The sequence below is a fragment of the Leucobacter edaphi genome, assembly GCF_016522535.1.
Taxonomy (GTDB): Bacteria; Actinomycetota; Actinomycetes; order Actinomycetales; family Microbacteriaceae; genus Leucobacter; species Leucobacter edaphi.
The window spans coordinates 1-12580 of sequence record NZ_JAEHOI010000009.1; the positions used below are offsets into that span (position 1 = coordinate 1).

At 69.8% G+C, this 12580-nt stretch carries 11 protein-coding genes; 9 read left to right on the forward strand and 2 right to left on the reverse strand.

The window, feature by feature from the left end; translation table 11 throughout:
- Window positions 1–212: 212 nt before the first annotated feature.
- The 7 genes from JD292_RS09165 to JD292_RS09195 all read left to right on the forward strand — a co-directional run bounded on the left by JD292_RS09165 (window position 213) and on the right by JD292_RS09195 (window position 7957).
- Window positions 213–1151: an ABC transporter substrate-binding protein gene (locus JD292_RS09165; protein ID WP_200132455.1), complete on the forward strand. Its 939-nt coding sequence runs from the start codon at window positions 213–215 to the stop codon at window positions 1149–1151.
- An 88-nt stretch (window positions 1152–1239) separates the two neighbouring features.
- A complete protein-coding gene (pyrE, locus tag JD292_RS09170; protein WP_200132456.1) occupies window positions 1240–1794 on the forward strand; it encodes an orotate phosphoribosyltransferase in 555 nt (184 codons plus the stop codon).
- A 242-nt stretch (window positions 1795–2036) separates the two neighbouring features.
- Window positions 2037–2759 (forward strand): FadR/GntR family transcriptional regulator, encoded by a 723-nt coding sequence (locus tag JD292_RS09175; protein WP_200132457.1) that lies wholly within the window; start codon window positions 2037–2039, stop codon window positions 2757–2759.
- On the forward strand, window positions 2756–4318 hold the full coding sequence (locus tag JD292_RS09180; RefSeq protein WP_200132458.1) for a gamma-glutamyltransferase family protein: 1563 nt from the start codon (window positions 2756–2758) through the stop codon (window positions 4316–4318). The genes JD292_RS09175 and JD292_RS09180 overlap by 4 nt, the downstream gene beginning before the upstream one ends.
- A 55-nt stretch (window positions 4319–4373) precedes the next feature.
- A complete protein-coding gene (locus tag JD292_RS09185; protein ID WP_200132459.1) occupies window positions 4374–5153 on the forward strand; it encodes a sulfite exporter TauE/SafE family protein in 780 nt (259 codons plus the stop codon).
- Between the two features lie 145 nt (window positions 5154–5298).
- Window positions 5299–6750, forward strand: a complete 1452-nt coding sequence (locus JD292_RS09190; protein WP_200132460.1) for an amidase — start codon at window positions 5299–5301, stop codon at window positions 6748–6750.
- On the forward strand, window positions 6743–7957 hold the full coding sequence (locus tag JD292_RS09195; RefSeq protein WP_369411216.1) for an amidohydrolase: 1215 nt from the start codon (window positions 6743–6745) through the stop codon (window positions 7955–7957). Before JD292_RS09190 ends, JD292_RS09195 begins: the two co-directional genes overlap by 8 nt.
- A 41-nt stretch (window positions 7958–7998) precedes the next feature.
- Here the strand turns inward: JD292_RS09195 and JD292_RS09200 are convergent, their stop codons facing one another.
- Entirely contained in the window at window positions 7999–8787 is a 789-nt protein-coding gene (locus JD292_RS09200; RefSeq protein WP_200132461.1) for an HAD-IIA family hydrolase, read from the reverse strand.
- A gap of 75 nt (window positions 8788–8862) precedes the next feature.
- On the opposite strand from JD292_RS09200, the gene pgm reads away from it, so the two are divergent.
- Both pgm and pheA read left to right on the forward strand, forming a co-directional pair.
- A complete protein-coding gene (gene pgm / locus JD292_RS09205) occupies window positions 8863–10509 on the forward strand; it encodes a phosphoglucomutase (alpha-D-glucose-1,6-bisphosphate-dependent) (RefSeq protein WP_200132462.1) in 1647 nt (548 codons plus the stop codon).
- Between the two features lie 42 nt (window positions 10510–10551).
- On the forward strand, window positions 10552–11511 hold the full coding sequence (gene pheA / locus JD292_RS09210; protein ID WP_200132463.1) for a prephenate dehydratase: 960 nt from the start codon (window positions 10552–10554) through the stop codon (window positions 11509–11511).
- Window positions 11512–11532: 21 nt separating this feature from the next.
- On the opposite strand, the gene JD292_RS09215 is transcribed toward pheA, so the two are convergent.
- Entirely contained in the window at window positions 11533–12534 is a 1002-nt protein-coding gene (locus tag JD292_RS09215; protein WP_200132464.1) for a diacylglycerol/lipid kinase family protein, read from the reverse strand.
- Window positions 12535–12580 lie beyond the last annotated feature (46 nt).

Genomic DNA, 12580 nt, shown 5'->3' on the forward strand with positions numbered 1-12580 from the left:
CCTCCATCTCCCTCCCCCCCCCCGCCCCCCCCCCCCCCCCCCCCCCCCCCCCCCCCCCCCCCCCCGCCCCGCGCCCCCCCCGCCGCTCGCGTGTGCGGCAGGCGGCGCCAGCGGCCCGGGGACCCGCCATGCCGCCAGCTGACCGCCTCAGCCGACACCACCCCAGGTTTCCTTTCCACCCACTGCTGACCTCCAACGACGAAGGATCACACATGAAAAAGACCCAGCTGTCCCTCCTCGCGCTCGCGGCCGCCGCGGCACTCGCGTTCACCGGCTGTTCCGGCGGCGCGGACTCCGCCGCGAAGGACTCCGCCGCGAGCTCGAACGCGAGCTCTGCCAAACCGGCGGGCGACGAGATCACCACGAAGGCCGATCCCGAACTGACGAAGCTCCTCCCGGAGAAAATCACCGCGGCGGGCAAGATCAACATCGCCGTCGACATCCCCGCGCCGCCCATGGCGATGTACGACGCCGACAACCGCGCGATCGGCTTCGATCCCGAACTCGGCCGGCTCCTGGGTCAGAAACTCGGGATCGACGTGTCCATCAACAAGCAGCCCTTCGACTCGGTGATCCCGTCGCTGCAGGCCGGCAAGAACGACATCATCATGAGCGGCATGAACGACACCGTTGAGCGCGAGAAGACGCTCTCGTTCATCGACTACTCCCACGGCGGCTTCGCGGTCGCCGTCCGCAAGGGCAACCCCGACAAGATCACCACCCAGCAGGACCTCTGCGGCAAGACCGTCTCGGTGCAGAAGGCGACCGTGCAGGTCGAACTGCTGCGCAACATGAACTGCGGGATCACGCTCATGGAGTTGCCGATGGACCTCGACGCGCAGACCGCGCTCCGCGCCGGGAAGAGTCAGGCCTACGTGGCCGATGCCGTCGTGGTCGAGTACGTCGTCGCCTCGACGGGCAACGGCAAGACCTTCGACATCGTCCGCGACCCGAAGAACCCCGCGGGATTCAACCCGGTCTACAGCGGGATCGGCGTCCTGAAGGAGGACACCGAGATGGTGACCGCGATCCAGAAGGCGTTCCAGGCGCTGATCGACGAGGGCAGCTACCAGAAGGTGCTCGAGCGCAACAAGATCGCGGCCTACGCGGTGAAGTCCGCCGAGGTGAACCAGGCGGCAAACGCCTCGTAGCTGAGCGCCGTCCCGGCCCCGCCCCAGATCCAGCGCCGGATCAGGGGCGGGGCCGTTCGCGTGACGCCCCGCCGCTAGAATCGAAGCCATGACCAGCGCACGCGAACAGCTCATCGAGCTCATCAAGGACGAGGCCGTCTTCCACGGCGACTTCACGCTCACGAGCGGCAAGAAGGCCACCTACTACATCGATATGCGCAAGCTGAGCCTCGACCATCGCGCGGCACCGCTGATCGGACAGGTCATGCTCGACCTCATCGGCGACATCGACGGCGTCGTCGCCGTCGGCGGGCTCACCATGGGCGCCGACCCGATCGCGTCCGCGATCATGCACCAGGGCGTCGCCCGCGGCGAGGTCTACGACTCGTTCGTCGTCCGAAAGGAGCCCAAGGACCACGGGCGCGGGCGGCAGGTCGAGGGCCCCGACCTCAACGGGAAGCGGGTCGTCGTCGTGGAGGACACGTCCACGACGGGCGGATCGCCGCTGAAGGCGATCGAGGCGCTCAAGAAGGTCGGTGCGGAGATCGCTGCCGTCGCCGTCGTCGTCGATCGCCAGGCGCCCGCGAAGGAGCGCATCGAGAGCGAGGGCTACGAATACCGCTTCGCGATCGGGCTCGAGGATCTGGGGCTTTCGCCGCAGTAGTTGCTCGATCCCGCGAAAGGCCGGACCCCGTGGCGGGGCCCGGCCTTTTGCGTTCCCGATGCGACAGGGCTTGATCCGCCGTGCAGGTATTGCGAGCGAATCGTGCACTGCGCGCCGGGCCCGACCGCCGAACAGTTCCGCCTCGCATACCCTCTGGATGGGGCCGATCCCCGCGAAATCGGATAGGGTAGATCATTAGTTGGTCCTACCAATGAGGGTGATGCGCGGCGCGGGAGGGTTCGATGGACTGGAGCAAGATCGGTCACGCGACGACCCTGTCACTTCCGGACCGGCTCTCGGTCGACCTCGAACGACTGATTCTCGAGGGCGAACTCGCCCCAGGCGATCGGCTTCCGCCCGAGCGGGAGCTCGCCGAGCATCTCGGGGTCTCCCGCGTCTCGATCCGCGAGGCATTGCGTGAGCTCGAGAACCGCGGGCTCATCGACCGCAGGCCCGGCCGCGGCACCGTGGTGCTCGCGCCGGGGGAGGGCTCGAGCATCGCCGAGGGGCTCTCCGAATCCGTGAGTGGACTCAACCCCGAGATCCAGCACATCATGGAGCTTCGAGCGATTCTCGAGCCCCCGATCGCCCGCATCACGGCGAAGCGGGCGACGGCCCGCGATCTCGCCCAGCTCCGGGAGCTCGTCGAGGCCATGGAAGCCGACGTATCGCAGGAGCGCTACGCGGAACTCGACCGAGCTTTCCACCAGGCCATCGCGCAGTACGCGCACAACCCGCTGCTGGCCCTGATCAACGAGAAGATCGCTCAGCAGATCGCGCCGAGCAGGTCCAGCCGGTATCAGACACGCGCCAGACGGGCCGCATCGAGCGCTGCCCACCGGCGCATTTACGAAGCCATCGCCACCGGCGACGGCGACCTCGCCGAACACGAGGCCCGCGATCACGTGCTCGATATCGGGCACCAGATCGCGCGCGCATCACAGGAGCAGGAGACGACGCAGTGACCGAATCCGCAACCACCGCCCCGCGAGGCGCGATCTCGACCTCGCACTACCTTGCCACCGAGGCCGGAGCGGCCGTGATCGCGGCCGGCGGGAACGCGGTCGACGCGGCCCTCGCCGCCGCGGCGACGCTGTGCGTCGTCTACCCGAACAACGTCGCGCTGGGCGGAGACCTCGTGGCGCTCGTGCGGAGCCCGGAAGGGGAGGTGCGCTTCCTCAACGCGACGGGCGCGGCGCCGGCCGGGCAGACGATCGAGGCGCTGCGCGAGAAGCACGGCGACGCGCTCCCGCTGCGCGGCATCGACACGATCACCGTCCCGGGAGGGATCTGCGGCTGGAATTCGCTCCACGAGTACGGCGCGACGCGCCCATGGGCCGCGCACTTCGAGTCCGCGATCCGGTATGCCGAACAGGGATTCCCGAACTCGCGATCGGTTGCGGCCGCGCTCGTCGAGGACCGCGAGTCGCTCGCCCAGGATCCCGGCGCGCGCGCCGTCTTCTACCCGGACGGCGAGCCCATCGCGGAGGGCGAGCCGCTCGTCCAGCCAGCGCTCGCGCGGACGCTGCGACGGCTCGCGGAGGGGGGCTCCGCCGAGTTCTACGAGGGCGAGACCGCGGCGAAGTGGATCGCCGGTCTGCAGCGACTCGGATCCCGGATCACGGCACAGGACGCCATCGACTATCAGGCATTCTGGGCCGACCCGCTCGAGGGCGAGTTCGCGGGCCTGCGCGTGCTCACCGGCCCGCCCAACACCTCGGGCTTCATGCTGCTGCGGGCGCTGCGCGCGGTGACCGACGGGATCGACGATCCGCTGGGCGCGGGTGCCGGCGAGCTCGCTCAGGCGTTCCGCGACGCGAACGCGATCCGGGCAGCGCTGCTCGCGGATCCCAGGACGGGCGCCTCCGGCGAAGCACTCGTCGCGCACGCCGCTCCGCCGGTCGAGGAGCAGCTGCCGGGCGACCCGAAGGCGAGCGGCGACACGGTCGGTTTCTCCGCCTGGACGGCCGACGGCTGGGCCGTCTCCCTCATTAACTCCGTGTACTGGGGTTTCGGCTCGCATATCCTCGAGCCAGAGACCGGCATCATCTTCCAGAACCGCGGCACCTCGTTCTCCCTCGACCCCGCATCGCCGAACGCCTTCGGCCCGGGCAAGCGGCCGAGGCACACCCTCATGCCGGTGCTCGTGCTCGACGGCGACGAGGTCGCCTGGGTGCCCGCGACCATGGGTGGCGCAGCACAACCCCAGATCCACGCGCAATTGCTGCTCCGCAGCGTCGCGGGAGCCTCGCCCGCGGAGGCGACGCACGCGCCCCGCTGGATGGTGACCGAGCGACGCCCAGGCGAAGCACCGCGCGTGCTCGCCGAGCGGGACGTGCCGGAGACCGCGAAGGACGCGATCCGAGCCGCGGGGTTTACGCTCGAGGAGGTCGCCCCGTTCTCCGAGGAACTCGGCCACTCGAACCTGATCAGGATCCGACGCGAGGCAGCACCTGCTCGCGTGGACGCTGCGAGCGATCCGCGCTCGGACGGGTCTGCGGTCGTTGTCGGCGGAGGCGGCTGACGCGGAGCATCGCACTCGAACCCATCCCACCCTCTGCACAGAATCGAACCCACGAATGGCACAGCTTCAACGCCCCAACGTCCTCATCCTCCTGCTGCTCGGCTGTCTGACCGGTCTCCTCTCCGGGCTGTTCGGGATCGGTGGCGGCATCGTCCTGGTCCCGCTGCTCGTCATGTTCCTCGGCTTCGAGCAGCGGCTCGCGGCGGGAACGTCCGTCGCGGCGATTCTGCCAGCCGCGATCGCGGGCAGTATCGGCTATGCGGTGCAGGGGAACGTCGACTGGCTCGCCGCGGTGCTGCTCGCGGCCGGTGTCGTCGTGGGGGCGCAGATCGGGAGTTATCTGCTCGCGCGCGTTCCGACGGCGTTCCTCCGCTGGCTGTTCATGAGCTTCCTGCTCGTCGTCGCGGTGAGCCTGTGGTTCGTGGTCCCGCAGCGCGATGCCGCGATCTCGATGACGGTCTTCATGGGGATCATGCTCGTGCTCGTCGGAGTGGTGACCGGCGTGCTGTCCGGGCTGCTGGGCGTGGGCGGCGGCGTGATCGTCGTGCCCGTGCTCATGTTCTTCTTCGGTGCGAGCGACCTGATCGCGAAGGGGACCTCGCTCGTGATGCTGATCCCCGGTTCGATTTCGGGCACGATCGGGAATACTCGCAGGAAGAACGTCGACCTGCGGACAGCGGCCATCGTCGGGATCGCTGCCGCGGCGCTGTCGCCGGTCGGCTCGATCGTGGCGACGCACATCACCCCGTTCTGGTCGAACGTGGCCTTCTCCCTGCTACTCGTGTTCGTCCTGGTGCAGATGCTGCTGAAGATGCGGTCCTCGAAGCGGGATTGAAGCGGGGCTGAGCCGGGAGCGCGCAGAATTTCGGGGTGTTCGCCCCGGCTCCGCGATTCTTTCGGTTGACACTTCCGGCCCGTGAGCGGAGCATCGGTTGCGGAGGCGCGTTGCAGCAGCGGCGCCGATCAGCCCGGGAGAATCAATGAGCGAAACCTCAGATCAGGAGCTCGTGCGGCGGCCCGCGCTCGAGCAGCTCGAGCTGCTTGCGCGCGGCGAGCTCTCCGCCGTCGAACTGCTCGCGGAAACCAGGCGCGCGATCGAGATCCGCAATCCGGTGCTGAACGCCGTGGTGACGACGGACTTCGGCGCGGCGGAGGCTGCCGCTGCGGCGTCGGATCGGCGGCGTGCCGCGGAGCTCCCGGTGCGGCCGCTCGAGGGCCTTCCGGTCGCGGTGAAAGACCTGGAGGATACGGCCCGGCTCCGCACGACCTACGGGTCGAGGCGTTTCGCGGATCACGTGCCGGTGCGGGATTCCCTCGTCGTGGAACGGATGCGCGCTGCCGGTGCGATCATCATCGGGAAAACGAACACGCCGGAGTTCGGCACGGGATCGCACACCTACAACGGGGTGTTCGGCACCACTGTGAACCCCTACGACCCCGCGCGCAGCGCTGGCGGCTCGAGCGGCGGCGCCGCGGCGGCGCTCGCCGCGGGCTTCACCTCCGTCGCCGATGGCTCGGACATGGGCGGATCCCTCAGGAATCCGGCGGCGTTCTGCAACGTCGTGGGCCTGCGACCGACCGCCGGGAGGGTGCCGAACTGGCCCGGGAGCGACAGCTGGGACACACTCGCGACGAATGGGCCGATGGCCCGCACCGTCGCCGACACGGCGCTCTTGCTCAGCGTGCTCTCGGGGGCCGACGGACGCTCGCCGATCGCGATTGCCGGGTCGCTGCCCGCCAGTATTCCCGTGGTTGAGTCGGCACCGCTCCTGATCGGGTGGAGCCGCACGCTCGGGGGCCTCGAGATCGAGGCGGAGATCAGCAGCGTTCTCGAGCGCGACGGGCGGCCGACCCTTGCGGGGCTCGGCCACCGCGTGATCGACGTCGAACCGGACTTCACCGGCGCGGATCGCGCGTTCCGCGTGCTGCGCGGGCTGAACTACGCCGACGGTTTCGGCGAGATGCTCGCCGAGCACCGAGAGCTGCTCGGGCCGGAACTCGTCCAGAACACCGAGTTCGGCCTCGGCCTGAGCCTCGACGATTTTCACGCCGCCCGGCGGGCCCGGCAGCGCGTGCACGAGCGGTTCGTCGAGCTGTTCGCCCGCATCGACGTACTCGCCGCGCCCGTCACCATGGCCCTGCCCTTCCTCGCGGATGAAATCTGGCCGAAAGAGGTCGGCGGGGTTGCGCAGCACGACTACCTTGACTGGATGAGGGCCTCCTGGCGGATCTCGCTCACGGGGTACCCGGCGCTGAGCATACCGTGCGGGTTCAGCGAGGAGGGCCTACCCGTTGGCCTGCAGCTCGTCGGCCGACCGGGAAGCGAAGCGCAGCTGCTCGCGCTCGCCAGGCAGTTCGAGCGCGAGCGGCCGGTGTGGCAAACCGGGCCGCCGTGGACCGAGAAAACGTACGAAGGGACCGAACGTGTTTGAACTCGCAGATCAGGATCGAATCGAACTCACCGACACCTACCGTGAGCTGCACCGCCATCCCGAGCTCTCGATGCAGGAGCATCGCACCGCCGAGTTCATTGAGGCGGCGCTGGATCGGCTCGGGATCGAGCACTTCCGCTGCGGCGGCACGGGCGTCGTCGGCCTGCAGCGCAACGGCGATGGCCCGGTCGTGGCGTTCCGCGCCGACATCGACGGGCTCCCGATCGAGGAGCAGACGGGCGCGGAGTTCCGCTCCGAGGCGCGCGGCACTCTCCCTGATGGCACCGAGGTTCCCGTGATGCACGGCTGCGGCCACGACTCGCACACCGCTGCCGCGCTCGCCGCGTGCGGAGTGTTCGAGCGCGATCGCGCGGGGTGGTCGGGCACGATCGTGTGGATCTTCCAGCCGGGTGAGGAGACCGCGGCTGGCGCGAACGCGATGGTCGCCGACGGGCTCTGGGATCGCGCCCCGCGGCCCGCCGTGGTGCTCGGCCAGCACGTGGTTCCCGCGGTCCCGGCTGGATCCGTCGCCCTGTGCGAGGGTCCCGCGATGGCGGCCGCGGATGCGCTCAAGGTCACGATCCACGGCAAGCAGTCCCACGGCTCGCAGCCGCAGGACTCGATCGACCCGATCGTGCTCGGCGCGTTCATCGTGACCCGGCTGCAGACGATCGTGGCGCGGGAGATCGCGCCGCAGTCGGCGGCCGTCGTGACCTGCGGAACGTTCCACGCCGGGGTGAAGGAGAACATCATCCCCGATCGGGCCGAACTCACCCTCAACACGCGAACGCTCACCGACGAGGTTCGGGACGCGCTGATCCCCGCGATCCGGCGGGTGATCAGCGCGGAGGCCGCCGCCTCCGGTGCGCCGGAGCCCGAGGTCGAGGAGCTCTACCGCTTCCCGGCACTCGTCAACGACGCCGAGCAGGCGCGCGTGGTTCGCGCGGGCATCGCCGCCGAACTCGGCGCCGAGCGGGTGCTGACGGTCGGACCGGGAATGGGGTCGGAGGACTTCGGCGGCCTCGCAACGAGCATCGGCGTGCCGAACGTCTACTGGTTCTTCGGGGCGTACGCCGCAGATGCGACCGAGCAGCCCGTCAACCACTCGCCGCAGTTCCTGCCGGACGGCGAGCTCCCGCTCGTCACGGGCGCGCGCGCCGCGATCGGTGGGATTCGCGCGGCACTGGGGGAGACCCGGGAGGCGTAGCAGAGACGCCCCGGAGGCTCGGGGTGCGCCGGGCGCGCGGCCTACAGCAGGTCGGCCACCGAGGGCAGCACCTCGTCGGGGCGGAACGGGAAACGTTCGATCTCGGCGAGGTCGGAGATCCCGGTCATGACGAGCACGGTGTGGAGCCCGGCCTCCATGCCCGCGACGACGTCGGTGTCCATGCGGTCGCCGATCATTCCCGTGTTGTGGGAGTGGGCGCCGATCCGGTTGAGCGCCGAACGGAACATCATCGGGTTCGGTTTGCCCACGATGTAGGGGCGTTTGCCCGTCGCGTTCGTGATGAGCGCGTTGATCGATCCCGTCGCGGGGAGTGGCCCCTCGGGGCTGGGTCCGGTCGCATCAGGATTCGTGGAGATGAAGCGAGCACCGCCGATGATGAGGCGGATGGCCTTCGTGATCGCCTCGAAGGAGTAGTTGCGCGTCTCGCCGACCACGACGAAGTCGGGATCGGTCTCCGTCATCACGTAGCCGGCATCGTGCAGGGCGGTGAGGATCCCCGCCTCGCCGATCACGAACGCCGAGCCCCCCGGCTTCTGCTGCTTGAGGAACGCCGCGGTCGCGAGGGCGCTCGTCCAGATCCGGTCCTCCGGAACGTCGATGCCTGAGCCCGCGAGCCGCGCGCTCAGGTCTCGGGCCGTGAAGATCGAGTTGTTCGTGAGCACGAGATACGGCATCTCCTGGTCGCGCCAGCTCTGAATGAGCTCGGCAGCTCCGGGGATCGCGCGATCCTCGTGGACGAGCACTCCGTCCATGTCGGTGAGCCAGCACTCGATCTCGTCGCGACGGTTGTGGGGATCGCTCTGCGCCATGGCACCAGGATAGCCAGCGCGGATGAACGCGAGGTGACCCGGGTCATTCATTGGATTCCCTGGCAGACTGGGTCCATGCACGAGCGAGCCGGCCGCCCCGCGCGCCCCGAAGACCTGATCGACGTCGAAGCGCTGCTTGCAGCGTTCACCGAGCGGACCCCGGATCCGAGCGATCCCGCGCAGCGCGTGGTCTTCGGCACGTCGGGACACCGGGGATCCTCGCTCAAGGGATCCTTCACCGAGTCGCACATCGTGGCGATGAGCGCCGCGATCGCCGAGTACCGGGCCGAACAGGGGATCCGCGGGCCGCTGTTCATCGGCGCCGACACGCACCCGCTGTCCGCGCCGGCCGAGCGCGTCGCGCGCGAGGTGCTGCTCGCGGCCGACGTGCACGTCCTCGCGGCGTCCGGCACCGGCGATGAGGCGTTCGTTCCGACGCCCGCGCTGAGTCACGCGATCCTCACGCACAACAGCGACCGCGCGGCCGACGATCCGATGCGCGCCGACGGCATCGTCGTGACCCCGAGCCACAACCCTCCGGCCGACGGCGGCTTCAAGTACAACCCGCCCCACGGCGGCCCCGCCGACACGGACGCGACGAACTGGATCGCGGCCCGCGCCAACGAGCTGCTCGAGGCCGGAATCGAGAACATCCCGCGGGCCTTCGCCGGCGACGAGCGGGCGGCGCTGGGACGTTACGACTTCCTCGGCGGCTACGTCGAGGACCTCAGTGATGCCATCGACCTCGCCGCGATCAGGGACTCAGGGATTCGCTTCGCGGCGCACCCGCTCGGGGGCGCCTCCGTCGCCTACTGGGCGGCGATCCGGGACCGTTACGATCTCGACCTCACCGTGCTCGGCCCGGGCGTGGACCCGCAGTGGGGGTTCATGCACCTCGACTGGGACGGCAAGATCCGGATGGATCCGTCATCGGCGCACGTCATGGCGACCGTTGAGGCGGACGCCCCGGGCTTCGCGATCGTGACGGGCAACGACGCCGACGCGGATCGGCACGGGATCGTCACCGCAGACGGCGGCCTCATGAACCCGAACCACTTCCTCGCCGTTGCGATCGACTACCTGCTCGAGCATCGCCCGGACTGGCCGGTCACGGCGGGGATCGGGAAGACGCTCGTGTCGTCGGCGCTGATCGATCGCGTGGTCGCCGCGCGCGGCCGCACGCTCCTCGAGGTGCCCGTCGGCTTTAAGTGGTTCGTGCCCGGACTGTCGGACGGCAGCGTCGTATTCGGCGGCGAGGAGAGCGCGGGGGCATCGTTCCAGCGCTTCGACGGATCGGCGTGGAGCACCGACAAGGACGGGATCCTGCTCGCGCTGCTCGCGGCCGAGATTCTCGCGGTGACCGGGAAGTCGCCCTCCGAGCGCTACCGCGAGCTCGTCGCCGAATTCGGCGAACCGGCCTACGCGCGGATCGACGCGGCCGCGACCCCCGAGCAGAAGGTGAGGCTCGGCGCGCTGTCGCCGGCCGACGTCACCGACACCGAACTCGCAGGCGACCCGATCACGGCGATCCTGACCCGCGCACCCGGCAACGACGCCCCGATCGGAGGCCTGAAAGTGCAGACGGAGCACGCCTGGTTCGCCGCCCGACCCTCGGGCACCGAGGACGTCATGAAGATCTACGCCGAGTCGTTCCGGGGGCCGGAGCACCTCGCCGAGGTGCAGGCGGCGGCGCAGGCGCTCGTCGCCCGCGTACTCGGATAGCGCCGCCGAGCCGACCCGCGAACCGCACGATACCCTGGGGGAATGTCGCACACCCCCGAGGGAACCCGCCGCTACTCCTACCTGGGCCCCGCGGGCACGTTCACCGAGGCCGCGCTCAAGCAGGTGCCCGAGGCGGCCGGCCAGACCTGGAACCCCGTCGCGAACCTCGGCGAGGCTCTCAATGACGTCGTGACCGGGGCGAGCGACGCAGCGATGATCGCGATCGAGAACTCGATCGACGGCGGCGTCACGGTCGCGCAGGACGCGCTCGCCACGATCCCCGGACTTCGGATCATCGGGGAATACCTGGTTCCCGTGCGTTTCGTGCTCGTCGTGCGGCCGGGAACGAAGCTCGAGGACGTGCGCGTCGTGGCCGGTCACCCCGTCGCCTACGGGCAGTGCCGCGCCTGGCTCGATGCGCACGCGCCCGCGCACCGGCACCTCCCTGCGACCTCGAACGTGCAGGCGGCGGCCGACCTGTTCGCCGCGGAGAAGGGCGTCGACGCGGCGATCGCCCCACCCGGGATCCAGGACCACTACGACGTCGACGTCCTTGCCGAGGGGATCGCCGAGAATCCCGACGCCGTCACCCGGTTCGTCCTGGTCAGCCGCACGGTCCCGGTCGGCGAGCCGAGCGGAGCCGACAAGACCTCCCTCATCGTCGAGCTCCCGGAGGACCGCTCCGGCGCGCTGCTCGACCTCCTCGAGCAGTTCGCGGCACGCGGCGTCAACCTCACCCTCCTCGCCTCCCGGCCGATCGGCGACCGGATGGGTCGGTACCGTTTCGTCATCGATGCCGAGGGGCACGTGAAGGACGAGCGCGTCGCTGACGCCCTCCTCGGCGTGAAGCGCTTCAGCCCGCGCGTCGTCTTCCTCGGCTCCTACCCGCGCGCCGACCGCATCGCCGCCACCACCCGCGACGTGCACGACAACGACGCCTTCCGCGACGCCAGGGACTGGCTGCGCGGAGTCATCGAGGGAACGCCGGACGGGGAGTCCTGATCCCGCGCCGGCGAGCGCTTCCTAGAGCGTCGGCTCGCTCCACTCCGGCAGCACGCGCACGATCAACCCACCCGGGTCTACCGCGCCGCGCACCGCGAGCGCGAGCCCGAAATCATCGCCGTCGAGTTGCAGGGGCTCCGGCTCCGAAACCGCGAGCGCGTACCGCTCAGCGCGGCGGTAGGTCACCGAGCGACTGTCGTTCACGAGGTCGATGATCTTGCGGCCCGCCTTCGACTTCCGCAGCACGCCGTTCTCCCACCCGATCTTCCGCCAGATCCGCAGCCAGGAAAACGGGCCGAGGGGTCGGAGCGCCACGACGTCGAGCTGCCCGTCGTCGAGCTTCGCGTCGGGGATGAGCAGCACACCGCCGGGCAGGAGGCCGCAGTTCCCGATCATGACCGTGTAGACGGACTGCGTGCGCACGGGAGAGCGATTCACCGAGTAGTGGATCTGCAGTGGCTTGTCCTTGAGCATCGTGCGCACCCCGGCGTCCACGTACGCGAGCCAGCCGAGGCGCTTCTTGAGTGTGGCGCTCGTCGCCGAGATGGTGCGGGCGTCGAGCCCCATCCCCGCGAGCACGAGGAATACGCGCTCCTCCTCGACATTGTTCTCGCGCACGATCGTGACGATCCCCAGGTCGATCGGCCGATTCCTGCCGTAGAACGCGGCCCGAACCGAATCCTCCATGCGACCGAGCGGCATCCCGAGATTGCGGGCGAGCAGATTGCCCGTGCCCTGCGGGACCACCGCGAGGGGCACTCCCGTGTCGCGGAGACCCTCCGCAACCGCGCGGATCGTGCCGTCGCCGCCGCTCGCGAGTACGACGCTCGCGCCGTCGGCCACCGCCCGTCGTGCGGCCCCGAGCCCGGCGTCCGCCTCCTCGGTCTCGTACCAGCGGGTGGCGCTCCACCCGGCGATGTTCTCCTGCTCGGCAACGAGGGAGCGCAGCGCCGCGACATCGGTCTTGTGCGGCTGATAGACCACCGCGGCTCGCGGCTGGTGGCGATCGGGGGCGGCGGACATGGCTAAATCGTATCCTCGTCGAGGCTGGAGTCACCTGGTAGCAACA